This window comes from Microbacterium sp. (assembly GCF_046295495.1).
Taxonomy (GTDB): Bacteria; Actinomycetota; Actinomycetes; order Actinomycetales; family Microbacteriaceae; genus Microbacterium.
In genome coordinates this window covers 58,108-82,562 of sequence record NZ_JBKBNC010000010.1, presented here as the reverse complement: position 1 = coordinate 82,562, position 24,455 = coordinate 58,108, and the positions used below count along the sequence as shown (strand labels likewise).

The window sequence follows — 24,455 nt, the reverse complement described above, 5'->3', positions numbered from 1 at the left end:
CCGTCGCGGCGGTGCCGGCCGACGCGATGCTGTCGAAGAACGTCGGCCGGTCACGACGGTCGACCTCCCCTGATGCCCGCCTTCCGGACCCGGATCCGCGTGATCATGGACTTCGGCGGCGATGTCGGAGGTCGATCGTATCTTCGACCCACAGGGATTGAGGGAATAGAACACATGTTCTAACCTGTGGGAGTGAGGGCGATCGTGAGAGACCAGGTACAGGCCGTACCCGACATCACCGCGCTACGCGATCGTCTCGAGCGCATGCAGGGGCGGCGCATGGACGCCCCCGTGCTGCCGACGCACCCTGCTTTCTCGTCGCTGCTCCCCGGGGGAGGGCTGCGCTCTGGCTCGGCCTACGCGCTCGCCCGGTCGGCTTCGCTGCTGCTCGCCCTCATGGCCCGGCCCTCTCAAGACGGGGCGTGGTGCGGCGTGATCGGCATGCCCGAGCTCGGGGCCGAGGCCGCCGAGAAGTACGGCCTCGACCTCGACCGGCTCGTGTTCATCCCCGACCCGGGCCCGCGCTGGCTCGCGGTCACGGCCACGATCACCGAGGTGCTGCCGGTGGTGGCGGTGCGTCCGCCGGCCGGTTCGACGGCCGCGCGCGGGGGCGCCGAGACCACACGTCTCGCCGCTCGCCTCCGCGATCGCGGATCCGTTCTGCTCGTGCAGGGCGCATGGCCGCAGGCCGAGGCGGTGATCGACGTCGCCGATCCGCGGTGGGCGGGGCTCGGTCAGGGCCACGGATATCTCGCGGGCCGCGAACTGACGGTCTCGGTGAGCAGTCGTCGCTCGCCGAGCGCCCGCCGCGCGCGCATGCTGCTTCCCGCCGCCGACGGCTCGATCGAGCTGCTGGGCGCCCCCGCCGAGCGTCTCGTGCCCCGCGAGCGCGAGGCCTTCCCCGTGCGGGCGGTGGGCTGATGCAGGCGCCCACGCGCAGCCTCGTGCTGTGGTTCCCCGACTGGCCCATCACGGCGTTCGCGCACGAGGCCGTGACGCCTCCGAAACCGGATGCCGCGGTCGCGGTGTTCGCGAACAACCTCGTCGTCGCGTGCTCGTGGGCCGCCCGTTCGCAGGGGGTGCGGCGCGGACAGAAGCGACGCGACGCGCAGGCGCTGTGTCCCACGCTGCAGGTCGTCCCCGCCGACCCCGCGCGTGACGCGCGCGCTTTCGCCCCCGTCGTGGCGCGGGTGGAGGAGCACGCCCCGGGGGTGCAGATCGTGCGACCGGGACTGTGCGCGCTGCGGGCGCGCGGTCCGGCCCGCTATTACGGCGGAGAGATCGAGGCGGCACGCATGCTGATCCGCCTGCTCGACGACGACGGCTTCGCGGGCGTGCGGGCGAGCGTCGCCGACGGCGTCTTCACCGCCGAGCAGGCGGCCCGCGCCGCAGCGGTCGAGGCCCCCGTGCGGATCGTGCCGGCGGGGGAGGCCGGGCCCTTCCTCGCCCCCCTCTCGATCGCGACCCTCGACGACGCCGAGTTCGGCAGCCTCCTCTCGCGCCTGGGCGTACACACCCTCGGCGAGCTCGCCGCCCTGCCGGTCGAGCGGGTGCGCGAGCGCTTCGGCGACCGGGGGATACGACTGCACGCGCTGGCGGGAGGGCTCGATTCGCAGCCCGTCGAACCGCGCACGCCTCCGCCCGAACTGCACCGCGACATCGCCTTCGAGCCTCCCCTCGAACTCGCCGACCAGATCGCCTTCGGCATCCGCGTGGCGGCCGAGGAGTTCATCGCCCGTCTCGGCGCCCACGATCTCGTGTGCACCGAACTCCGCGTCGTGCTCACCGGCGAGAGGGGCGAACGCAGTGAACGCGTCTGGCTCCACCCCGGCTCGTTCGACGCCGCCGGCGTGGTCGACCGCGTGCGCTGGCAGCTCGCGGAAGACGCGCAGGGCATCTTCGGCAGCGGAGTGGCGGGTGTGCACATCGCGCCCGAGGCCGTCGACGCCGCAGCCCACCATGCCAAGGGGCTGTTCGGAGCGGGTCCCGACGAGCGCGTGCACCATGCGCTGTCGCGCGTGCAGGCCATGCTCGGGCACCGGGCCGTGGTGACGCCGGTCATCGGCGGGGGGCGCTGGCTCGCTGAGCGGCAGGTGCTCGTGCCCTGGGGAGACCGCGCCGTCACGGCGAAGGAGCGCGCACGGCCCTGGCCCGGGAGCCTCCCCGATCCGTTGCCGGCCACCGTCTATCCCGAACCCCGCCTGGTGGGGGTCACCGACATCGCCGGGGCTCCGGTCACGGTGGGCGACCGCGACGCACTGAGCGCCCCGCCGGCGGTGCTCGAGACGGCGGGGCAGCGTCGTCGCATCCAGGAGTGGGCGGGGCCCTGGCCCATCAGCGAGCGCGGGTGGGATCCCCTGCGCGCGCGCCGGGCGCACCGGTTCCAGGTGGTCGACGCCGACGGGGGTGCCTGGCTGCTGGTGGTCGAAGAGGGCGAATGGCGAGCGGAGGGGCGATATGACTGAGGCCTCGCGCGTGCCGGGCGCGGCTCTCGGCGGGGCTTCGGGCTCGGACCACGGCGCGGGCGCTGCTCTCGGCGCGGCCTGCGGGGCTCCGGGTACGGCGTCCGGACGGACGGGGGTGCGCTGATGGGGTGGAACAACCCCCCGGTGAAGTGGTCGGAACTCGAGCGCCTGCTCAGCGACGCCCGGCGGCCGACCGGTGCCCCGCCGAACGGCGACGGGGGCGACAGCCCGGCCTGGTCGCACAAGCGCGGCGCCTACGTCCCGCCGTCGATCGAGCGTCCCGCCGACACCGTCCCCTACGCCGAGCTGCACGCGCACTCGTCGTACTCCTTCCTCGACGGCGCCTCGTCTCCCGAGGAGCTCGTCGAGGAGGCCGAGCGCCTCGGTCTGCACGCCCTCGCCCTCACCGATCACGACGGCTTCTACGGCATCGTGCGCTTCGCCGAGGCGGCCGAGGCCCGCACGCTGCAGACCGTGTTCGGGGCGGAGCTGTCGCTGGGGCTCCCCGGCCCGCAGAACGGCGAGGCCGACCCCCACGGCTCGCACCTGCTCGTGCTCGCTCGGCGCGAAGAGGGGTATCACCGCCTCGCTGCCGCGATCACCCACGCGCAACTCACCGGAGCCGAGAAGGGTCGCCCGGTCTACGACCTCCACGACCTCGCCGAGCGGGCCGGCGGTCGTCGCGACCCCCACTGGGCGGTGCTCACCGGATGCCGCAAGGGTGCGGTGCGCCAGGCCCTGGCATCCGAGGGGCCGGCGGGGGCTGCTCGAGAACTCGATCTGCTCGTCGACCTGTTCGGCCCCGAAGCGGTGCACGTCGAGCTGACGGACCAGGGCGATCCGCTCGACTCGCGGCGCAACGACGTCCTGGCCGCGCTCGCCGCTGAACGCGGGCTGCCGATCCTCGCCACGAACAACGTGCACTACGCCGCCCCGCAGAAGCAGCTGCTCGCCGCCGCCGTGGCCGCGGTGCGGGCCAACCGGGGTCTCGACGAGCTCGACGGATGGCTGCCCGCGCACGCGGGGGCGCACCTGCGCTCGGGCGCCGAGATGGCCGCGCGCTTCGCCCGCCATCCGGGCGCGGTCGCGCGCACCGTGACGCTGGCCGACGAGATCGCCTTCCCGTTGCGTCGCGCCAAGCCCGCGCTGCCGAAGCAGGCCGTGCCCGAGGGGCACACGCCCATGTCGTGGCTGCGGCATCTCGTGTGGGAGGCCGTGCCGCGCACGTACCCGAACCTCTCCGACGACGACCGGCGCCGCATCGAGCGCGAGCTCGAGGTCATCGAGATGAAGGACTTCCCGGGCTACTTCCTCATCGTCTACGGCATCGTCGCCGAGGCCCGTCGCCGCGGCATCCTGTGTCAGGGGCGGGGATCGGCGGCCAACAGCGCCGTCTGCTTCCTGCTGAACATCACCGCGGTCGACTCGATCTTCTACAAGCTGCCGTTCGAGCGGTTCCTGTCGAGCCTGCGCGACGAGGAGCCCGACATCGACGTCGACTTCGACTCCGACCGGCGCGAGGAGATCATCCAGTGGGTCTACGAGACCTACGGGCGCGAGCGCGCGGCGCAGGTGGCGAACGTCATCCAGTACCGCCCGAAGAACGCCGTGCGCGACATGGCCCGTGCCCTCGGACACTCTCCCGGTCAGCAGGACGCATGGTCGAAGCAGGTGGAGCGTTGGGGCGCCACGCTCGAGACGGGGTCCGACCACGACATCCCCGATCAGGTGATCGAGTTCGCGTCCGAGCTGTTGAAGGCGCCGCGGCACCTCGGCATCCACTCCGGGGGCATGGTGCTCACCGATCGGCCGGTGGGCGAGGTCGTGCCCATCGAGCACGCGCGCATGGAGAACCGCACGGTCATCCAGTGGGACAAAGACGACGCCGCGTGGATGGGGCTGGTGAAGTTCGACCTGCTCGGCCTGGGCATGCTCGCGGCGCTGCAGTACTGCTTCGACTTGATCCGGGATGCCACGGGCGAGGCGTGGGAGCTGTCGACGCTGCCCAAGGAGGAGAAGGCCGTCTACGACATGCTCTGCCGTGCCGATTCGATCGGGGTGTTCCAGGTGGAGTCGCGCGCGCAGATGGGGCTGCTGCCGCGCCTGCAGCCGCGGAAGTTCTACGACCTCGTGGTGCAGATCGCGCTCATCCGCCCGGGGCCGATCCAGGGCGGGGCGGTGCACCCGTTCGTGCGGCGCAAGCTCGGGCAGGAGCCCGTCACCTACGTGCACCCCAAGCTCGAGCCGGTCCTGGCGCGCACGATGGGGGTGCCGGTGTTCCAGGAGCAGCTCATGCAGATGGCCGTGGCGATCGGCAACTGCTCGGCCGAAGACGCCGACCTGCTGCGGCGAGCGATGGGGTCGAAGCGCGGACTCGAGCGCATCGACTCGCTGCGCGAGACGCTGTACGCCGGCATGGCCGAGAACGGCCTGGTCGGACAGGTGGCCGACGAGCTGTACGCGAAGATCCAGGCGTTCGCGAACTTCGGCTTCGCGGAGTCCCACTCGCTGTCGTTCGCCCTGCTGGTGTACGCCAGCTCGTGGATCAAGCTGCACTATCCCGCGGCCTTCCTCGCCGGTCTTCTGCGCGCGCAGCCGATGGGCTTCTACTCGCCCGCGACCCTCACCGCCGACGCCCGGCGGCACGGCGTCGTGGTGCGTCGCCCCGACCTCCTGCGCTCGGGCGTCGAGGCCTCGCTCGAAGCGGTCGACGAAGAAACGCCGCGTCCGGAGGGAACGGATGCCGAGGCTCGGACGGGGAGGGCCGCGTCCGCCGACGCCGGGGGAGCGCGTCAGCGCGCGACCGGGGCGCCGACGGGTCTCGATGCGTGCGCGCACGCGTCGCAGCCCCCGACCGGGGAGTTCGATCCCGCCGAGCCCGACGAGACCCTCGCCCACCGTCGTGACGGCGGGTTCGCCGTCCGGCTCGGGCTCGCCGGGGTCACGGGCATCGGCGCCAAGGTCGCCGAACGCATCGTCGCCGAACGCGACCGCGGCGGGGCCTACCGCGACCTCCGCGACCTCGTGCGCCGCACGGGACTGCTCACCGCGCAGATCGAGGCCCTCGCGACCGCCGGGGCGTTCGAGTGCCTCGGTCACACCCGGCGCGAGGCCATCTGGCTCGCCGGTTCGGCGGCGATGGACCGCCCCGAGTTCCTCCCCGACTCCCTCGTCTCGGTGCAGCCGCCACTGTTCACCGACCCCTCGAGCTACGAGGTGCTCGCCGCCGACCTCTGGGCGACGGGCCTCTCGACCGACGACCACCCGCTGACGCATTTCCGCTCCGCGCTGGATGCCCGCGGCGTGATCACCTCGCGGGAGCTGCGCACGTTCGAGCCCGGCCGCCGCGTCGAGGTCGCGGGGCTCGTCACCCACCGCCAGCGGCCGGCCACGGCATCCGGGATCACCTTCCTCAACCTCGAAGACGAGCACGGGCTCATGAACATCATCTGCTCGGTGGGGGTGTGGAACAGGTACCGGCGGGTCGCGCGCGAATCGCCCGGGCTCATCGTGCGCGGGATGCTCGAACGCTCGGTCGAGGGGGTGACCAACGTCGTGGCCGACGGGTTCACCGATCTGCGCGTGGGCGTCTCCCACGCGTCGCGAGACTTCCGGTGATGTCGCATGCCCTCACTAGACTCGGGCCATCTCGCCCGGTTCCGCACCACGACAGGGGAAACGTCATGACCGATACGCCCACTCCGCCCGACGGCTGGTATCCCGACCCGGCCGGAGGTGGCGGTCTGCGCCGCTGGGACGGCACCGCCTGGACAGACGAGGTCCGTGCGGTCGACGGCTCGACGCCGGTCCCGACCGCCCCGGAGCGGGATGACGCGGGTGCGTCGACAGAGCATGCCGCCGACACGTCCGGAACGGACGCCACAGGAACCGACGGCGAGGCGGGCGGCGCGGACGTGCTCGAGACCGCGGAGCCCGGCGAGAACGCAGGGACGCCGTCCGACGGGATCGCGACGTCGACCGAGACGTCGGCGGATCACGAGACTCCCGCGGACGTCGAGCCCCGCCCGGAAGACGTGCCCGGGCACGACGGCGGCGTCTCGCACGCCGGCGGTGTCTTGCCCGACAGCAACGTTTCGCATGAGGGCGACGTCTCGCATGAGGGCGATGTCTTGAACGACGGCGGCGTTTCGCACGAGCGCAGCGTCTTGCATGACGGCGGCGTCTCGCATGACGCGGTGTCGTCGCAGACTGCCGCGGCTTCTTCGTCGGACGACGCCGCGACCGCGCCGGGTGTTGCTTCCTCCGCGGGCGATGCTCCGGCCGGGGAGGTTCCCGCTTCGGGCGCTCATGGCATGGGCGGTCCCGCTTCGGGCGCTTCCGCCGCGGGGGTTCCCGCCGCTGGCGCTCCTGATTCGGACGTTCCCGGTGCGGACGCTCCCGCCGTTGGCGGTCCCGTTTCGGATGATGCGTCCGTCGGAGCCGCTGCGATCTCCGCCGAGCCCTCCTCCTCCGGGGGTGCTGGCGCCGAGTCCCCCTCCTCCGGCGCCGTAGCGGGGGCCGGTGCCGGCGCAATCGCCGGCGCTGCCGCCGCCGCAAGCACGCCGCCCGGGCCCCCTGCGGCCGCCCCCGTGCCGCCGGCATCCGCCCCCGCGTACTCCTCCGCTCCGGCGTACCCGGGCGCTCCGGCGTATCCGTCCGCTCCGGCGTATCCGTCCGCGCCGGCCGCTCCCGGGTCGCCTGGTGCGGGATACGAGACGGCTCCGCGTCGTGACATCAAGACCAGCACCGCGTGGGTCTGGGTGCTGGTGTTCCTGCCGCTGGTGAGCGTGCTCCCGTTGTTCCTCTTCGACTGGGCGACCTTCATCCAGGAGGCCTTCTACGCCCAGCTCTACGGGGCCGGGTCCAGCACGGCCGAGACCGTCGTCTCGGCCGTCGCCACGCTCGTGAGCGTCGTGTATTACGCGGTCACGGTGCTGTTCGCGTTCCTCGACTGGCGTCAACTCCGCGCGCGCGGCGTCGACCGGCCGTTCCACTGGGCGTGGAGCTTCTTCGTGGTCGTCATCGGCACCGGGCTCGTCTACCTGATCGGTCGCACGGTGGTCCTCCGCAAGCGCACGCGCAGCGGGCTCGCGCCTTTGTTCGCGGCGATCGCCGTCAACGTGGTGGTGTTCATCGCCGTCGTCGCGTGGGTCATCTACCTGCTGTCGCAGATCATCCCGCTGATCGAGCAGCTGCAGTACTACGGCTACTGATCCGCCGCGTGGGTGGCGGCGCGGGCCGGCACCCACCCGGGCGGATACCCGCGGGGCGCGCCGACCGTTCGAGACGCCCTGGTACGTGCGTCGTTCGGCGGTCGCTCGGTTGACGCGATCGCCGTCGTGCTCGGACGTCTGGATACCCGCACCGCTGCGCCGGACGGCGAGACGCCGTGTGTCGGTCGGCGATCACCGGATGCGGGATGCCGAGCGGCGATCACCGTAACCGGGCGTCGGGCGTCGGGCGCCGGGCGATGCGCGCCGGGCGCTGGGCGCTGGTTGCCGGGCGGGGTGCCGGGTGCCAGGTGCCGAGTGCGGGGTGCCGGACGCCGGACGCCGGGCAACGCGTGCGGGATGCCGGGCGGCGTGCCGCCCGCCGCCCGCCGATCGCCACACGCCGCGGCGAGCCTCAGCCCGCCGTCGGCGCCCGCAGCGCAACGATCGCGTCGAGCAGCGCGTGCGCGGTGTCGTCCTTGGATCCGGCCGCCGTGGCGACCACGTCTCCCGCGCCCGTCACGATCGTGAGGGCGTTGTCGGGCGTCTCGAACCCGCGCGTCCACCCGACCGCGTTGGCGGCGAGCAGATCCACGCCCTTCCGCGCAGCCTTCGCCCGCGCCCGCTCGAGGAGCTCGTCGTCGTCGGCCACGGTCTCGGCGGCGAAGGCGACGATCGTCTGTCCCGCCCGACGGGTCGCCACCAGACCCGCGACGACGTCGCGGTTCTCGCGGAGCTCCAGGGTCAGACCACCGGGGGAGTCCTGCTTGCGCAGCTTGTGCGCCGACACCGTCGCCACGGAGTAGTCGGCGACCGCCGCGGCCATGACGATGACGTCGGCGTCGGGGGCCACGGCATCCATCGCCCGACCCAGCTCGTCGGCGGTGCCCACGGCCACGACCTCCACGCGGGGATCGGGGCGCACGTCTGCTTCGAGATGGGCGGCGACGAGCGTCACGCGCGCGCCGCGGTCAGCGGCGGCGCGCGCGATCGCGACGCCCTGGCGGCCGCTGGAGCGGTTGCCGAGGAAGCGCACCGGGTCGATCGGCTCGCGGGTGCCGCCGGCGCTCACCACGAGGGCGAGGCCATCGAGGTCGCGGGGGCGGCCGACGATCGCCAGGGCGGCGGCGACGATCTCGTCGGGCTCCGACATGCGCCCGGGGCCGGAGTCGCCGCCCGTGAGCACGCCGTCGGCGGGACCGACGATGTGCACGCCGCGGCTGCGGAGGACGCCGATGTTGTGGGTCGTGGCCGGGTGGCGCCACATCTCGGTGTGCATCGCGGGGGCGACCACGACCGGGGCGGTGGTGGCGAGCAGGGTGGTCCCGAGCAGGTCGGAGGCGAGTCCCGCCGTCATCGCGGCGAGCGTGTTGGCCGTCGCCGGGGCGACGATCACCAGGTCGGCCGACTGTCCGAGCGCGACGTGACGCACCCGCGCGACGTCATCGTGCACCGAGGTCGTCACGGCGTTGCGGCTCAGGGCCTCCCAGGTGGGCAGACCCACGAAGCGCAGCGCGTCATCGGTCGGGACGACGTGCACATCGTGCCCGGCCTTCACCAGCAGTCGCACGAGACTGACGGTCTTGTAGGCGGCGATGCCACCGGTCACTCCCACGACGATGAACATCGCCCCAGTCTTCCAGGTCGCGCTCCACCGCCGGGCGTCGGCGCGACGCCGCAGGGATGACCGCGTCGTCCGGGGGACCGGTTGAGGGCGAGGTGGCGTGGGGCGGTGTCGTGCGCCGCGCACGAGGACAGGGGATTCGCCGAGAACAGGACGTCTTGGGGTGGATGCGGCCTGTTCTGGGCGGATTGCCTGTTCCTGGCGACTGGCGACTGGCGACTGGCGACTGGCGACTGGCGACCGGCGACCGGCGACCGGTGTGGCGTGGTGCCCGGCGTGAGCCGCCGCGGTGTGGCACGCGCGTCTGCGCCCCGCGGCGTGCGGGGTGAGCCGGGTGATCTTGCGGGGGTCGGCGCGAGCGTGGGGCGGTGTCGTGCGTCGCGCACGAGCACAGGGGATTCGCCGAGAACAGGACGTCTTGGGGCGGATGCGGCCTGTTCTGGGCGGATCGCCTGTTCTCGCCGCTCGCCGCTCGCCCCCCCCGGCGCCCAGCCCCCACAGCCCACCGCGTCCCCCGCCTCCCGGCGCACCGCCGGTCGCGTCCCCCGCCCCGCGGGCACGCCGTCTCTCCGGCGGCAGACGAAGCCCCGCCCGCGCGGCGCGGGTAGCGTGGTCGGAATGTGCACGGTCGTGATCGACGTCCCTTCGAACGCGGGTGAGCCCGTGCGACTCCTCGCGGTGCGCGACGAAGACCGCGACCGGCCCTGGCGCGGATTGGGACCGTGGTGGCCTGAGCGCGGTGGCATCCTGGGCGTGCGCGACGACCGCGCGGGCGGCGCGTGGCTCGCGGTCGACCCCGGGGCGTCCCGGCTGGCCGTGCTGCTGAACCGCGAAGACCTCTCCGGCCGCGGGGATGACGAAGTCGTCAGCCGCGGCGGCATCCCGCTCGATGCGGTGGGGGCCGGCATCCCGGATCGTCCCGCCACCCGCGGCTTCAACCTCGTCGAGGTGGATGCCACCGGTGCGCACCTCGTGGAATGGGACGGCCTCGAGACCCGGCGTACACGCCTCGCCCCCGGCACGCACATGGTGGCGCACCACGCGGTCGACGACCCGGGTACGCTCCGCATCGCGCGCTGGCTCGAGGGGTTCCGTCGCGCGGGCGTCGCGGCGGGGCAGGAGTGGTGGATGCCGTGGCTCGGCGTGGTCGAGGAGGCCACGGCCGATCCGTCGGCGTCGGTGCTGCGCCGCGACGAACACGACGGGCACGTGCTGGAGTCGCTGCTGGTGTGCGCGGCGAGCGTGGGACCCGCCGGCGTCGAGGTGCACGAGGCGACGCTCGCGGACCCCGGCCGGTGGGATGACGGCATCGTCGCGGGCCTGCGCGACGGCGTCCGTGTCTCGTCCGCCTCGGCGGAGCGCCCCCGGCCCGCCGCCCTCGCGGCGGAGGGGCGACCCGCAGACGCGGCGCCGAGGCGCTCGGCGGCCCCGGTGGTCGAGGGGCGGCCCGATCCGACCCGCGCCGACGTCGCACAGTAGGCTGGAACGACCCCGCCTCCGTAGCTCAGGGGATAGAGCGCCGCACTCCTAACGCGGGCGTCGCAGGTTCGAATCCTGTCGGGGGCACCGAGAATCGGCTACCCGTACCGTCGTCCGGACCGGATGCCACAGAGCGATGCGTGTGAGCGATCCACGCCAGGTCGTTCGCCGGGGGCGTGGAGGGCGGATGGGTGGCCGCGGTCGCCATGACGTCGCGCTGCGCCGTGCACGGTGGACGCCCGTGTGCGCACCGGCGGCGCCGCGCTCCCGCGCCGCCGTGAGCGCTGGACGCCCGTGCGCGCACCCGCGGTGCCGCGCTCGCGCGCCGCCGTGAGCGGGGGACGCCCGTGTGCGCACCCGCGCCGCAGCGGCGTTTCGACCGCGGATGCGCCTGCTCGCGCCGCCCGCCATTGCCTCGCCCGCGCCCTCGTGACATGATTACTGAACGATCGGTCGGAAAACCTCGCGGACGAGGTGGACACGACCCCGCCAGAGTCGGCGGGGGAGAGGATGGCGATGTCGCACGCGTTTCTCATCGGCGGTGCGCGCACCCCGGTCGGGCGGTACGGCGGGGCTCTGGCATCCGTTCGTCCCGATGATCTCGCGGCCCTCGTGGTGGCCGAAGCGGTGGCCCGCGCGGGCGTTCCGGCCGAGGCGATCGACGAGGTGATCCTCGGGGCGGCGAACCAGGCGGGGGAGGACAACCGCAACGTCGCGCGCTTGGCCGTGCTGCTGTCCGGCCTTCCGGATGCCGTCCCCGGACTCACCGTCAACCGGCTCTGCGCCTCGGGGATGAGCGCGATCGCGCTCGCTGCCCAAGCCGTGCGGGCGGGGGACGCCGACATCGTGGTGGCCGGGGGCGTGGAGTCGATGACCCGCGCGCCGTGGGTGCAGGCGAAACCGGAGCGGGCGTGGGCGAAGCCCGGGCCGGCTTTCGACACCTCGATCGGCTGGCGCTTCACCAACCCGCGCCTCGCCGCGCGCGAGAAGGCGACGTTCACGATGCCCGAGACGGCCGAAGAGGTCGCCCGCGTCGAGGGCGTCTCGCGCGCCGACGCCGACGCCTTCGCCCTGCGCAGTCACGAGCGTGCGGTCGCGGCGCAGGATGCCGGACGCTTCCGCGACGAGATCGTGGCGGTCGACACGGGCCGGGGTCTCGTCGACGCCGACGAGGGGCCGCGGCGCGACACCTCCCTCGAGGCGCTCGCGGGACTGCGGCCGGTGGTGGCGGGCGGCGAGGTGGTGACCGCGGGGAACTCCAGCTCGCTGAACGACGGGGCCTCCGCGATCGTCGTCGCGAGCGCCGAGGCCGTCGAGCGCCACGGTCTGCGGCCGCGCGCGCGGATCGTCGCGCACGCCTCCGCGGGGCTCGCGCCCGAGGTCATGGGCCTGGGCCCGGTGCCCGCGACCGAGAAGGCGCTCGCCAAGGCCGGACTCTCGGCATCCGATCTCGGCGCCGTCGAGGTGAACGAGGCGTTCGCGTCGCAGGCGCTCGCGTGCATCCGGCGCCTCGGTCTCGACCCCGCGACGGTGAACGCCGACGGCGGGGCCATCGCCCTGGGCCACCCGCTCGGCTCGAGCGGCAGCCGCCTGCTCGTGACGCTGCTCGGCCGGCTCGAGCGCGAGGACGCGCGGTACGGGCTCGCGACCATGTGCGTCGGCGTCGGCCAGGGCACCGCGATGATCGTGGAGCGGGTCGATGGCTGAGCGCCCGGGCGCACCCTCAGCGATGAGCGCACCCTCCGGTGACCACTCCGGAGGGCGGGCGGAGGATGTGCGCATCACGGAGGATGTGCACGGTGTCGTCCGCGACGGCTCGGGCGCACCCTCAGCGATGAGCGCAACCTCAGCGATGAGCGCAACCTCAGCGATGAGCGCAACCTCAGCGATGAGCGCACCCTCCGGTGAACACTCCGGAGGGCGGGCGGAGGATGTGCGCATCACGGAGGATGTGCACGGCGCCGCGCCCGCCCCGCGCCCGGCCCCGCGCCCGGCCACCCCCCGCCTGCGCATCGACGCCCGAGACGACCGCGTCGTCGCGACGCTCGACCGCCCCGAGGTGCGCAACGCGATCGACCAGGCGATGGTCGACGAGCTGCACGCGCTGTGCGCGGAGCTCGAGGAACGACCGCGCACGCTCATCCTCGCCGGCGCGGGTGGGGTGTTCGCCGCCGGTGCCGACATCGCGCAGCTGCGCGAGCGCACGGGCGACGACGCGCGCCGGGGAATCAACGCCACGGTGTTCGACCGCGTCCGACACCTGCCGATGCCGGTGGTCGCCGCGGTCGACGGCTTCGCGCTCGGCGGGGGCGCCGAACTCGCCTACGCGGCCGACATCCGCCTGGGCACCCCGCGCGTGCGCTTCGGCAACCCCGAGCCGGGCTTGGGCATCATCGCCGCCGCCGGGGCGTCGTGGCGACTGCCCGAGATCGTCGGTCACGCCCGCGCGAGCGAGCTGCTGCTCACCGCGCGCGTGATCGACGCCGACGAGGCTCTCGCGTGGGGCCTGGTCTCGAGCCTGCACGACCCCGACGAGCTGCTCGCCGCGGCGCACGCGATCGTCGACCGGATCGCCGCGAACTCCGCCCGCGCCACGATCCTGACCAAACGCGCGCTCCTGGCTCCGCGCGCCCAGCACCCCGCCATCGACGGCGAGCTCCAGGCCGAGCTGTTCGACAGCGCCGACAAGCGCGCCCGCATGACCGCGTTCCTGGAGAGGAAGAAGACGTGACCCTTCCTGACACCCGCGCCTCCCATCTCGGAGGGGAGGCGACGGCCCGCCCGGTCTCAGCCGGCACCGAGCGCCCCGCCCCGGCGGCGACCGGCCGCGCTTCCTCCGCGCAGGCCGGGCGGATCGAGGATGCCGGCTCCCCGGCATCCCTTCCCGCCACCGTCGGTGTGCTCGGCGGCGGACGCATGGGCGCCGGCATCGCCCACGCCTTCCTTCTCGCCGGGGCCCGCGTGCACGTCGTCGAACGCGACGCCCCGGCGGCCGATGCCGCTCGCACGCGCATCGAGACGGCCCTCGAGCGGTCCGCGGCGCGCGGGCACGACCGCCCGGATGCCGACGCCCTCACCGTCGGCGTCGACCTCGGCGACCTCGCGGGCGCGGGGCTCGTCGTGGAGGCCGTCCCCGAGGACCGCGCGCTCAAGCTCGACGCCCTCGCGCGGATCGAGGGGGTGGTCGATGCGGCGGCGGTCGTGGCATCCAACACCTCCTCGATCTCGATCGATGCGCTCGCCGGGTCGCTGGAGCGACCCGAACGGTTCCTCGGTCTGCACTTCTTCAACCCCGTGCCCGCTTCCGCGCTGGTCGAGATCGTGACCGGCACCGCCACGGTCCCGGAGGTCGTGAGCCGGGCCACGGCCTGGGTCGAGGCCATCGGCAAGGCCGCCGTCGTCGTGCGCGATGCGCCCGGATTCGCATCCAGCCGCCTCGGCGTCGCCCTGGGCCTCGAGGCCATCCGCATGCTCGAGGAGGGCGTCGCCTCGGCGCGCGACATCGACACGGCCATGGAGCTGGGGTACCGGCATCCGATGGGCCCGCTGCGCACCACCGACGTCGTGGGCCTGGATGTGCGGCTGGGCATCGCGGAGGAACTCGAGCGCGCCTTCGGTGCGCGTTTCGCCCCGCCCGAGCTGCTGCGCACGCTCGTCGCCGAGGGGCACCTGGGCCGCAAGACCGGCCGCGGATTCTACGAATGGAGTGAATGATGGCGTTTCTCCCCAGCTACGTGAACGGTGCCTGGTGGACGCCGCAGAGCGATCCGGATGCCGCGATCGTGCGCGACGCCTCGACGGGCGACGAGATCGTGCGGGTCAGCACGAGGGGCCTCGACCTCGCCGCCGCGGTCGACCACGCGCGCACGACCGGGCGGGCGGGCATCGGCGCCCTCACTTTCCACCAGCGCGCGATGGTGCTGAAGAACCTCGCGATCGCGCTCAACGCCCGCCGCGAGGAGCTGTACGCGCTGTCGGAGCGATCGGGGTCGACGCGTCGAGACTCCCTCAGCGACGTCGACGGCGGCATCGGTGTGCTCTTCACGTACTCGTCGAAGGCGCGGCGCGAGCTCCCCGCCGGCCGCGTGGTGCTCGACGGCCCCGTCGAGCCGCTGTCGAAGGACGGTTCCTTCCTCGGCCGACACGTCTACACGCGCCTCCCCGGCGTCGCGGTGCAGATCAACGCCTTCAACTTCCCGATGTGGGGGGCGCTGGAGAAGTTCGCGCCCGCCTTCCTCGCGGGCCTTCCCACGATCGTCAAGCCCGCGACGCCCACGGCCTACATCGCCGAGGCCTGGGTGCGCATGGTCGTCGAGACCGACCTGCTCCCCGACGGCGCCCTGCAGGTGGTGAGCGGGAGCGTCCCGGGTCTGTTCGACCTGCTCGACCTCGGCGACACCGTCGGCTTCACCGGCAGCGCCTCGACCGCCGAACGCCTGCGCGCGCAGGCGAAGCCCGGGGTGCGTTTCACGAGCGAGACCGACTCGATCAACGCCTCGATCCTCGGCCCCGACGCCGTGCCCGGCACCCCGGAGTTCGACGCGTACGTGAAGCAGCTGCTCGTCGAGCTGACCACCAAGGCGGGCCAGAAGTGCACCGCGATCCGCCGCGCGATCGTGCCGGCGGGGATGACGGATGCCGTGGCCGAGGCGCTTCGCGCGAGGATCGCCGAGCGCGTGGTCATCGGCGACCCGCGGGTCGAGGGCGTCACGATGGGGCCGGTCGTGTCGCGCGAGCAGCGCGACGAGGTGCGGCGGCAGGTGCGGGCGCTCGAGGAGGCCGGGGGGAGGTTCGTCGTGGGCTCGGCCGAGGCGCCTCCGGGGGCGCCCGCCGACGGCGCCTTCCTGCAGCCCATGCTCCTGGCCTTCGCGGATGCCGCGACCCCCGCCGTCAACGACATCGAGGCGTTCGGGCCCGTCGCGAGCATCGTCGAGTACGCCGACGTCGCCGAGGCGGCGGTCATCGTGGGCCGGGGCGGGGGCTCCCTTGTCACCAGCGTCGCCACACACGACCCCGACGTCGCGACCGAGCTGCTCACGCGCATGGGCGCGATGAACGGCCGTGTGCTCTTCCTCGACCGCGACGACGCGCGCACCTCCACCGGTCACGGTGCGCCCGTGCCGCACCTCGTGCACGGCGGCCCCGGCCGCGCGGGCGGCGGCGAGGAGCTCGGCGGTATCCGTTCCGTGCTCCACTCGATGCAACGCACGGCGATCCAGGGCTCGCCCCGCATGCTCACCGCCCTCACCGGGGTGTGGCATCCGGGAGCCGAGACCGACACCCTCGGCGCGCACCCGTTCCGCAAACCCCTGTCGGAGCTGCGGATCGGGGATGCCGTGGAGTCGGCCGAACGCGAGGTCACCCTCGACGACATCGAGGTGTTCGCCCGCTTCACCGGTGACACGTTCTACGCCCACATGGACGAGGAGTCGGCGGCGGCGAACCCCTTCTTCCCGGGGCGCGTCGCCCACGGGTACCTGCTGGTGTCGTGGGCGGCGGGCCTGTTCGTCGATCCCGCGCCCGGGCCGGTGCTGGCTAACTCGGGTCTGGAGAATCTGCGTTTCGTCACTCCCGTGTCACCCGGTGACCGCATCCGCGTCGCGCTGACCGCGAAGCAGATCACCCCGCGCGAGACCGACGAATACGGCGAGGTGCGCTGGGATGCCGTGATCCGCAACCAGGACGACGAGCTCGTCGCGCAGTACGACGTGCTGACGCTCGTGGCCAAGACCTGGCAGCCCGCGGCGGTGCCGGCGTGAGCGCGCTGCGGCCCATGATGCGGCGCGACCGCGCGTCGGCGATGCTCGGCATGGTCGTCGAGCACGACGCGCCGGGGGAGTCGCGGGTGTCGATGACCGTGCGCGACGACATGCTGAACGGCTTCGCCATCACCCACGGCGGGCTCGTCTTCACCCTCGCCGATACGGCGTTCGCGATCGCGTGCAACGAGGACGAACGGGTCACCGTCGCCGGTGGCGCCGACATCACCTTCCTGAAGTCGACGACCACCGGGCAGACGCTCACCGCCACGGCCGCACGGCGTGCGCGCAGCGGCCGCACGGGCCTGTACGACATCCGCGTGACCGACGAGACGGGCGACCTCGTCGCCGAGGTGCGCGGCCGCAGCATCACGACCGACCGGCGCCCACCGGCGCCCGCCGCGGACGCAACCTCCGCGATGCGCGCAACCTCCGTGCCGAATGCCGTGACCGCGACGGAGGATGCACGCATCGCTGAGGTTGTGCACGGTGTCGGTCCCGCGCCAGCCGCGGACGTAACCTCCGCGATGCGCGCAAGGTCCGTGCCGGATGCCGTGACCGCGACGGAGGATGCGCGCATCGCTGAGGTTGTGCACGCGCCCGGCCCCCGAGCCGCGCACGACCCCGACCCCGACCCCGAGCGCAACGCCGCGCTCTCCCCCACGGAGGTGTCCCGATGACCCTGACTGCTCCCTCGCGCGCCGCCGTGACGGCATCCGTCGACCCCGCCGGCATCCCGCTCGAGCGCCTACGGGCGCTGCAGCTCGAGCGCCTGCGCTGGACCGTGCGCCACGCCTACGACAACGTCGCGCTGTATCGCCGCAAGTTCGACGACGCGGGCGTCTCGCCCGACGACGTCCGCCGCCTCGAAGACATCCGCCTCCTCCCCTTCACGACCAAGGCCGACCTGCGCGAGACCTACCCCTTCGGGATGTTCGCCGTTCCCCTGGCCGAGGTGCGCCGCATCCACGCCTCCTCGGGCACCACCGGTCGCCCCACGGTCGTCGGTTACACCGCCGGCGACCTCGACCGCTGGGCCGACCTCGTCGCGCGCTCGCTGGCGGCCGCCGGCGTCCGTCCCGGCGATCGCGTGCACAACGCCTACGGATACGGCCTGTTCACCGGCGGGCTCGGCGCGCACGCCGGTATCGAGAGGCTCGGGGCGACCGTCATCCCGATGTCGGGAGGACAGACCGCGCGCCAGGCGCAGCTCATCCAGGATTTCGCCCCGGATGCCATCCTCTGCACGCCGAGCTACCTGCTGACGATCGCCGACGCGCTGGAGTCCGCCGGGGTCGATCCCCGGTCGACGTCGCTGCGGGTGGCGGTGCTGGGGGCCGAGCCGTGGACCAACGAGATGCGCCGCGAGATCGAGCGCCGCCTCGACCTCACCGCGGTCGACATCTACGGCCTCAGCGAGGTCATGGGCCCGGGGGTGGCGAGCGAGAGTGCGCTGACGAAGGACGGACCGCACGTGTGGGAGGACCACTTCCTACCCGAGACGATCGACAGCGAGAGCGGCGAGCCCGTCGCCGACGGAGAGCTCGGCGAACTGGTGTTCACCTCGCTCACGAAGGAGGCGTTCCCCGTCATCCGCTACCGCACCCGCGACCTCACCCGGTTGCAGCCCGGCACCGCCTTCCCCGCGATGCGTCGTATCGAGAAGATCACCGGGCGCAACGACGACATGATCATCCTCCGCGGCGTCAACCTGTTCCCCACGCAGATCGAAGAGATCGTGATGGGCATCGAGACCCTCACGCCGCACTTCGTGCTCGAGCTGCGCCGCGAGGGCCGGATGGATGCCATGACCGTGCGCATCGAGCGGCATCCCGCCCTCGAGCGCGAGGTGTGCGAGGCGGCCGGGGTCGTGCTGCAACAGCGCATCAAGGTGCTGATCGGCACGACGGTCGAGGTGTGCGTCGAGGAGCCCGGCGTGCTGCCCCGGAGCGAGGGCAAATACAAGCGCGTGTACGACCTGCGCTGACGCGAAGGCGGGTGGGTGGGCGTCAGGTCCCGCAGACGGCGGTGACCTCGATCCCGATACGCGCGCGCCGCGGGAGGGCGTCGACCTGGGAGGCGGCGCGCGCGGGGAGCACATCGCCACGGTTGGCTGCGCGGGAGGGGCGCTGCTCACGCACCGGGGTGCGCCAACGGGGTGTCGTCGAGGCCGTCGATGAGGTCGCGCAGACTGTCGAACACGCCGATGGCACCCGCCTCGCGCAGTTCCTCGGAGGAGAACCCGCCGGTGCGCACGGCGACCGTGGCGATGTCGGCCTTTCGCGCAGCCACGGCATCCCAGGGAGAGTCTCCGATCATGATGCCGCTCGAGCCGGGAGCGCGCTTCAGCGCCGTCTGCACGAGGTCGGGCGCGGGTTTGCTCGCGGTCACGTCGTCCGACGTGGTCCACGCGTCGGCGACGCCGCGCGCGTCGACGAGGTCGAGGAAGCGCTCGACGTGCTCCTTCTTGCCCGAGCTGGCGAGGACGACGGCGAATCCGCGGCGCTTCACCTCGACGAGGAGGTCGTGCGCGCCGTCGAAGGGGTGGACCTCGTCGATGAACGCGGCGAACTCCTCCGTCCATGCCGTGCGCAGTGCCTCGCCGTGCCGTTCCTCGACGTCATCACCGGCGAGGGAGGGGACGAGCTGGTCCCCGCCCATGCCGATCGCGCGGTGGATGCGCCAGATCGGCAGCACGATGTCGAATCGCAGGAACGACCGGTACCAGGCGAGGGCGTGCTGGTAGTTGGTGTCGACGAGGGTTCCGTCGACGTCGAAGATCGCGGTGTCAGCCATGCGGGTGTCCATCTTCCGGTGGGGGTCGGGTGTCGGTCGAGCCCACACGCTCGGCGGCGCGCGGTCAGTCCCATTGCGGTCCCCGGAGCCCTCGGCTACAGTTTTACTGAACGATCGGTCTGTAAAAGGAGTCGACGATGACGATGACCGCACCCCCGACGGATGCCGCGCCCGGCCAGGGCGACGGCGAAGAGCTGTTCGACGCGCTCATCGAGGCCGACGGCCGCATCGAACCGCGCGACTGGATGCCCGAGGGCTACCGCCGCACACTCATCCGTCAGATCTCGCAGCACGCGCACTCCGAGATCATCGGGATGCAACCCGAGGGGGCGTGGATCACGCGGGCACCGAGCCTGAAGCGCAAGTCCATCCTGCTCGCCAAGGTGCAGGACGAGGCCGGGCACGGGCTGTACCTCTACTCGGCGGCGCAGACGCTCGGCATCACCCGCGATGAGATGACGCAGCAGCTCGTCGACGGCACGGCCCGCTACTCGTCGATCTTCAACTACCCGACTCCCACCTGGGCCGACATGGGCGCGATCGGTTGGCTCGTCGACGGCGCGGCCATCTGCAACCAGGTGCCGCTGTGCCGCGCGTCGTACGGACCCTACGGCCGGGCGATGGTGCGCATCTGCAAGGAGGAGTCGTTCCACCAGCGTCAGGGCTTCGAGATCCTGCTCACGCTCATGCAGGGCACCGAGGCGCAGCGTGAGATGGCCCAGGATGCCGTGGACCGCTGGTACTGGCCGAGCCTGATGATGTTCGGGCCGCCGGATGACGACTCGCCCAACTCGGCGCAGTCCATGGCGTGGAACATCAAGCGCTTCAGCAACGACGACCTGCGTCAGCGTTTCGTGTCGATGCTCGTGCCGCAGGCGGCCGTGCTGGGCGTCACGCTGCCCGACCCCGACCTGCGCTGGGACGAGGAGGCCGGGCGGTACGAGATGGGCGAGATCGACTGGACCGAGTTCCACGAGGTGCTCGCCGGGCGCGGGCCGCTCAACACGGTGCGCCGTCAGCATCGCCGCGATGCGCACGAGGACGGCGCGTGGGTGCGCGAGGCCGCCGCGGCCTACGCGGCGAAGAAGAGCGCCGCCGCAACCGCCGGGCGCACGGACTCCGAGCGGGCGGGGGCCGCCTGATGGCCACGCCCGGCGGCAGCCCCGCCGAGACCTGGCCGCTATGGGAGGTGTTCGTGCGTGCGGGCCGCGGCCTGAGCCACGTGCACGTCGGTTCGCTGCACGCCCCCGACGCCGAACTCGCGGTGCGCAACGCCCGCGACCTGTACACGCGTCGTGGCGAGGGTGTGTCGGTCTGGGTCGTCCCCTCGGATGCCGTGACCACGAGCGACCCGGGAGCCAAGGGGGCGTTCTTCGAATCTCCGGCCGGCAAGAACTACCGGCACGCGGTGTACTACACCGCCTCCGAGGGGGTGCCGCACCTGTGAGCGTGACGACCGAGAGCGGGTCCGGGCCCCTCCGGCAGGCTCGGGAACCCGGCACCGGCGGAGGACACCAGGGCGTGGACGCGCACGGCGACGTCTCGGTCGACGCCCGCGAGCTCGCCGCCGAGCTGGCCGGGGGAGAGGACCGCGCCACCGACCCCGACGTCGCCGCCTACGCGCTGCGCCTCGGCGACGACGCGCTGATCCTCGCGCAGAACCTCTGCGGGTGGGTCGCCCGGGCCCCCGAGCTCGAGGAGGACGTCGCCCTCGCCAACATCGCCCTCGACCTCCTCGGTCATGCGCGCGCCCTGCTCCGCTACGCCGGTTCCTACGACGGCCGCAGCGAGGACGACCTCGCGTACGGGCGCGACGAGCCCGACTTCCGCTGCGCGTGGCTCTTCGAACTTCCGAACGGCGACTTCGCGCACACGATCGCCCGTCAGCTGCTCGCCTCGACGTATCTGCTCGAGCTGTACCGCGAGCTCGCGGCATCCACCGATCCCGTGCTCTCGGCGGTCGCCGCCAAGGCCGAGAAGGAGGTCGACTACCACCGCGACCACGCCGTACAGTGGACCCTGCGCCTGGCCGGGGGGACCGAGGAGTCGCGTCGACGCTTCCTCGTCGGTCTCGACGACACCTGGCCCTACCGCGACGAGCTGTTCCGCGACGAACCGCTCCACGACCGCCTGGAGAGCGTGGCCGTGCGCCCGTCGACCCTGCGCGAACGCGTCGACGAGGTGCTCGCCGCCGTGCTCGCCGAGGAAGGGGTGCCGGTGCCGTCGATCCCCGGATCCTCCGCGGGTGGGCGCCGCGGCATCCATCACTCCGCCCTCGGTCCGCTGCTCGCCGAGATGCAGGTGCTCGCCCGGCGGCACCCGGGGGCGACGTGGTGACCGCGACGCTCGCGCGGGCCCGCGAGGTCGTCGCGGCGGTGGTCGATCCCGAGGTGCCGGTCCTGACGATCGACGACCTCGGGGTGCTCCGCGACGTGCGCCTCGACGGCGAGACCGTCACGGTCACGATCACGCCCACCTATTCGGGGTGCCCGGCCGTCGAGGCGATCCGCGACGACATCGTGCTCGCGCTCACCTCGGCCGGTTTCGGCGACGCCGTCGTGCGCACGACGCTCACCCCCGCGTGGACCACCGACTGGATGAGCGAGGAGGGCAAGCGCAAGCTCACCGCCTACGGCATCGCCCCGCCCTCCGGCCGGGCGCCCGCCGGGCCCATCCGCCTCAAGCTCAGCGTCGCGTGTCCGCGCTGCGGCTCGCTCGACACCCGGGAGGTCTCGCGCTTCGGCTCCACCTCCTGCAAGTCGCACTGGGAGTGCCGCGCGTGCCTCGAGCCCTTCGACCACTTCAAGGCCCTCTGATGACGATCACGGATGCCACGCCTCCCGGCCCCGCGGGAGCCTCGGCCCCGACCGCGGGCGCCGTCCGCGCGACCGGGCCGCGCGCCCGCGCCCGGTTCCACACCCTGCGGGTCGCCGACGTGCGGCCCCTCACGCCCACCGCGATCGAGGTCACCTTCGCCGTCCCCGAGGCCCTCGCCGACGCCTTCGATTACGCCCCCGGACAGTACGTGGCCCTGCGCGCGCGGGTCGCCGGCGAGGAGCTGCGCCGGTCCTACTCGCTGTGTCGCCCGCCGGCGCGTGGCAGCCTGAGCGTCGGGATCAAGCGCGACCCCGACGGGCGCTTCTCGAGCTGGGCCCACGAGGGACTGCGGCCCGGCGACGAGGTCGACGTGATGAGCCCGCAGGGCACGTTCGTGTCGAGGGCGTCGACGGCCACGGGCCACGTCGTCGCCATCGCCGCCGGATCGGGCATCACCCCGATCATGGCGCTGGCGACCGACCTGCTCGAGCGCTCCGTCTCGTCGCGGGTGACGATCGTCTACGCCAACCGCTCGTCCACCGACGTCATGTTCGTCGACGAGCTGGCGGACCTGAAGGACCGCTTCCCCTCGCGCCTCACGCTGCATCACGTGCTCTCGCGCGAACAGCGCGCGGCCCCGGTGTTCTCGGGGCGCATCGACGAGGAGCGGCTGCGGCTGATCCTGTCGCGACTGATCGATCCGGCATCCGTCGAGGAGTGGTTCCTGTGCGGCCCCTTCGCGCTCGTCGAGCTGTGCCGGGAGGTGCTCGGCGAGGTGGGCGTGCCCCGGGAGCGCGTGCGCTTCGAGCTGTTCACCGCCGCCGAGGCCGACACCCCCGCGCAGGCCGGGGGCGCGCGCCCCGTGCGCGCGCGTCCCGGCGAGCCGGTGCGCCGCATCGAGTTCACGCTCGACGGCCAGTCCGCGTCGGTGGAGAGTCCCGTCGCGGCGAACGAGACGATTCTCGCGGCCGCCCTGCGCGTGCGCCCCGACGTCCCCTTCGCGTGCGCGGGCGGGGTCTGCGGCACCTGCCGGGCACGCGTGGTCGAGGGGGCGGTGTCGATGGCCGAGAACTACGCGCTCGAGCCCGACGAGCTCGAACGCGGGTACGTGCTCACGTGCCAGTCGCATCCGACCTCCGACGCCGTGCGCGTCGACTACGACGGCTGAGGGGATGCCGTGATCGATTACCGCTTCGCGGACGACCTCGCCGAGATCGTGCTCGACGCCCCCGCCCGCCGCAACGCCCTCGGCCTCGACGACCTGCGCGCGCTCGCCGCGGCCTACGACCGGGCCGAGGCCGACGCCGCCCGAGCCGTGCTGCTGCGCGGGGAGGGGCCGTCGTTCTGCGCCGGACGCGACATCTCCGGCGTCGACCCCCGCACCGATGACGTGGGGCAGTACCTCGACGACACGCTCACCCCTCTTCTGCGGCGCATGGCGATGTTCCCCGCACCGACGTTCGCCGTCGCACACGGCGCGTGCCTGGGGGTGGGCCTGGGCCTGCTCATCGCCACCGACGTCGTCTACGTCGCCGACACGGCGAAGATCGGCTCGCCCTTCGCGGCCCTCGGCGCCGCCCTCGACTCCGGCGGGCACGCCTTCTTCGCCGAGCGTCTCGGCATCCACGCGACCCTCGACCTCGTCTACACCGGTCGGCTGCTGTCGGGGGAGGAGGCGGTGCGCGGGGGGCTGTTCTCGCGAGTGTTCCCCGCCGCCGAGGTGCGGGATGCCACGGCCCGCGCCGCCCGTCAGGCCGCGGCCGGCCCCACGGCGGCCTTCCGCGCGAGCAAACGCATCGTGGCGGCCCTGCGTGACGAGCGTCTGGGGCTGTGGGATGCCATGGCTTCGGAGAATCGCGCCCAGGCCGCGCTCGCGCGCACCGACGACTATCGCGAGGGCTTCGCCGCGTTCCAGGAGAAGCGGGCGCCGTCGTTCACGGGCCGCTGACGCCGCGTCGGCCGGACACGACGATGCCCCGGCGCGCCGGCCGGGGCATCGTCGAACGCGTCAGCTCGTCACGCGGTGTCGGTCACCGCGAACTGCACCGATCCCTGCGGGTCGATCTGCGCGTCGAGCACGCGGTCGTCGAGCACGCTCGCGGCATCGCTGTCGAGGAAGACGCGTGCTCCGGCGTTCTCCACGACGGTGTCGGCGGGCTCGGGGGAGTCGACGATCGACAGCGCGAACTGCGACTCGGGCGACCCGGCTCCGGCGATGCGCACGCCGCCCTGCGGGGCGTCGGGGAACTGCGCGGTGATGGTCTTGACGGCGGTCGTGGCCTCTTCGGTGAGCGTCAGCATGGGT

General features: G+C 73.1%; 20 protein-coding genes, 1 tRNA gene and 1 pseudogene. 19 read left to right on the top strand and 3 right to left on the bottom strand.

Annotated features, from left to right (window positions below):
* Positions 1-204 precede the first annotated feature (204 nt).
* The 5 genes and pseudogenes from ACK4LS_RS06130 (at position 205) to ACK4LS_RS06110 (ending at position 7,678) form a co-directional block, all read left to right on the top strand.
* The gene (locus tag ACK4LS_RS06130; RefSeq protein ID WP_409714714.1) at positions 205-921 is read left to right on the top strand and encodes a hypothetical protein; all 717 of its coding nucleotides are present in this window, start codon (positions 205-207) and stop codon (positions 919-921) included.
* Positions 921-2,465: a DNA polymerase Y family protein gene (locus tag ACK4LS_RS06125; protein WP_409714711.1), complete on the top strand. Its 1,545-nt coding sequence runs from the start codon at positions 921-923 to the stop codon at positions 2,463-2,465. Before ACK4LS_RS06130 ends, ACK4LS_RS06125 begins: the two co-directional genes overlap by 1 nt.
* Positions 2,466-2,588: 123 nt before the next feature.
* Entirely contained in the window at positions 2,589-6,083 is a 3,495-nt protein-coding gene (locus ACK4LS_RS06120) for an error-prone DNA polymerase (RefSeq protein WP_409714708.1), read from the top strand.
* Positions 6,083-6,256: pseudogene (locus ACK4LS_RS06115) on the top strand (DUF2510 domain-containing protein); the annotation flags it as partial. The gene ACK4LS_RS06120 and the pseudogene ACK4LS_RS06115, both read left to right, overlap by 1 nt.
* A 798-nt stretch (positions 6,257-7,054) precedes the next feature.
* A complete protein-coding gene (locus ACK4LS_RS06110; RefSeq protein ID WP_409714747.1) occupies positions 7,055-7,678 on the top strand; it encodes a resistance to Congo red protein in 624 nt (207 codons plus the stop codon).
* Between the two features lie 412 nt (positions 7,679-8,090).
* Here the strand turns inward: ACK4LS_RS06110 and coaBC are convergent, their stop codons facing one another.
* Positions 8,091-9,302 (bottom strand): bifunctional phosphopantothenoylcysteine decarboxylase/phosphopantothenate--cysteine ligase CoaBC, encoded by a 1,212-nt coding sequence (gene coaBC / locus ACK4LS_RS06105; RefSeq protein WP_409714705.1) that lies wholly within the window; start codon positions 9,300-9,302, stop codon positions 8,091-8,093.
* A gap of 615 nt (positions 9,303-9,917) precedes the next feature.
* Here coaBC and ACK4LS_RS06100 point away from each other — a divergent pair.
* From ACK4LS_RS06100 to ACK4LS_RS06065, 8 genes are all read left to right on the top strand, one after another.
* Positions 9,918-10,778 (top strand): NRDE family protein, encoded by an 861-nt coding sequence (locus ACK4LS_RS06100; protein ID WP_409714702.1) that lies wholly within the window; start codon positions 9,918-9,920, stop codon positions 10,776-10,778.
* Positions 10,779-10,792: 14 nt separating this feature from the next.
* A tRNA-Arg gene (locus ACK4LS_RS06095) sits at positions 10,793-10,865 on the top strand.
* A 429-nt stretch (positions 10,866-11,294) separates the two neighbouring features.
* A complete protein-coding gene (locus ACK4LS_RS06090) occupies positions 11,295-12,485 on the top strand; it encodes a thiolase family protein (RefSeq protein WP_409714699.1) in 1,191 nt (396 codons plus the stop codon).
* Between the two features lie 226 nt (positions 12,486-12,711).
* Positions 12,712-13,509 (top strand): enoyl-CoA hydratase/isomerase family protein, encoded by a 798-nt coding sequence (locus ACK4LS_RS06085; RefSeq protein WP_409714696.1) that lies wholly within the window; start codon positions 12,712-12,714, stop codon positions 13,507-13,509.
* Between the two features lie 122 nt (positions 13,510-13,631).
* Positions 13,632-14,492: a 3-hydroxyacyl-CoA dehydrogenase family protein gene (locus ACK4LS_RS06080; protein WP_409714741.1), complete on the top strand. Its 861-nt coding sequence runs from the start codon at positions 13,632-13,634 to the stop codon at positions 14,490-14,492.
* On the top strand, positions 14,489-16,537 hold the full coding sequence (paaZ, locus tag ACK4LS_RS06075; RefSeq protein ID WP_409714693.1) for a phenylacetic acid degradation bifunctional protein PaaZ: 2,049 nt from the start codon (positions 14,489-14,491) through the stop codon (positions 16,535-16,537). Before ACK4LS_RS06080 ends, paaZ begins: the two co-directional genes overlap by 4 nt.
* Entirely contained in the window at positions 16,534-17,217 is a 684-nt protein-coding gene (paaI, locus tag ACK4LS_RS06070; RefSeq protein ID WP_409714690.1) for a hydroxyphenylacetyl-CoA thioesterase PaaI, read from the top strand. The genes paaZ and paaI overlap by 4 nt, the downstream gene beginning before the upstream one ends.
* Complete coding sequence (locus ACK4LS_RS06065; protein WP_409714687.1) at positions 17,214-18,524, top strand: AMP-binding protein; 1,311 nt, start codon at positions 17,214-17,216, stop codon at positions 18,522-18,524. The genes paaI and ACK4LS_RS06065 overlap by 4 nt, the downstream gene beginning before the upstream one ends.
* Positions 18,525-18,670: 146 nt before the next feature.
* Here the strand turns inward: ACK4LS_RS06065 and ACK4LS_RS06060 are convergent, their stop codons facing one another.
* Entirely contained in the window at positions 18,671-19,333 is a 663-nt protein-coding gene (locus tag ACK4LS_RS06060) for an HAD family hydrolase (protein WP_409714684.1), read from the bottom strand.
* A gap of 137 nt (positions 19,334-19,470) precedes the next feature.
* Here ACK4LS_RS06060 and paaA point away from each other — a divergent pair, with 137 nt between their 5' ends.
* The 6 genes from paaA to ACK4LS_RS06030 all read left to right on the top strand — a co-directional run bounded on the left by paaA (position 19,471) and on the right by ACK4LS_RS06030 (position 24,098).
* Complete coding sequence (gene paaA / locus ACK4LS_RS06055) at positions 19,471-20,475, top strand: 1,2-phenylacetyl-CoA epoxidase subunit PaaA (protein WP_409714681.1); 1,005 nt, start codon at positions 19,471-19,473, stop codon at positions 20,473-20,475.
* A complete protein-coding gene (paaB, locus tag ACK4LS_RS06050; RefSeq protein WP_315994742.1) occupies positions 20,475-20,780 on the top strand; it encodes a 1,2-phenylacetyl-CoA epoxidase subunit PaaB in 306 nt (101 codons plus the stop codon). Before paaA ends, paaB begins: the two co-directional genes overlap by 1 nt.
* 74 nt (positions 20,781-20,854) lie before the next feature.
* The gene (paaC, locus tag ACK4LS_RS06045) at positions 20,855-21,670 is read left to right on the top strand and encodes a 1,2-phenylacetyl-CoA epoxidase subunit PaaC (RefSeq protein WP_409714677.1); all 816 of its coding nucleotides are present in this window, start codon (positions 20,855-20,857) and stop codon (positions 21,668-21,670) included.
* Positions 21,664-22,149, top strand: a complete 486-nt coding sequence (paaD, locus tag ACK4LS_RS06040; RefSeq protein ID WP_409714674.1) for a 1,2-phenylacetyl-CoA epoxidase subunit PaaD — start codon at positions 21,664-21,666, stop codon at positions 22,147-22,149. The genes paaC and paaD overlap by 7 nt, the downstream gene beginning before the upstream one ends.
* Positions 22,149-23,318 (top strand): 1,2-phenylacetyl-CoA epoxidase subunit PaaE, encoded by a 1,170-nt coding sequence (gene paaE, locus ACK4LS_RS06035; RefSeq protein ID WP_409714671.1) that lies wholly within the window; start codon positions 22,149-22,151, stop codon positions 23,316-23,318. The genes paaD and paaE overlap by 1 nt, the downstream gene beginning before the upstream one ends.
* A gap of 9 nt (positions 23,319-23,327) precedes the next feature.
* A complete protein-coding gene (locus tag ACK4LS_RS06030; RefSeq protein WP_409714668.1) occupies positions 23,328-24,098 on the top strand; it encodes an enoyl-CoA hydratase/isomerase family protein in 771 nt (256 codons plus the stop codon).
* Between the two features lie 68 nt (positions 24,099-24,166).
* Here the strand turns inward: ACK4LS_RS06030 and ACK4LS_RS06025 are convergent, their stop codons facing one another.
* Entirely contained in the window at positions 24,167-24,451 is a 285-nt protein-coding gene (locus ACK4LS_RS06025; RefSeq protein WP_409714665.1) for a Fe-S cluster assembly protein HesB, read from the bottom strand.
* Positions 24,452-24,455: the final 4 nt, after the last annotated feature.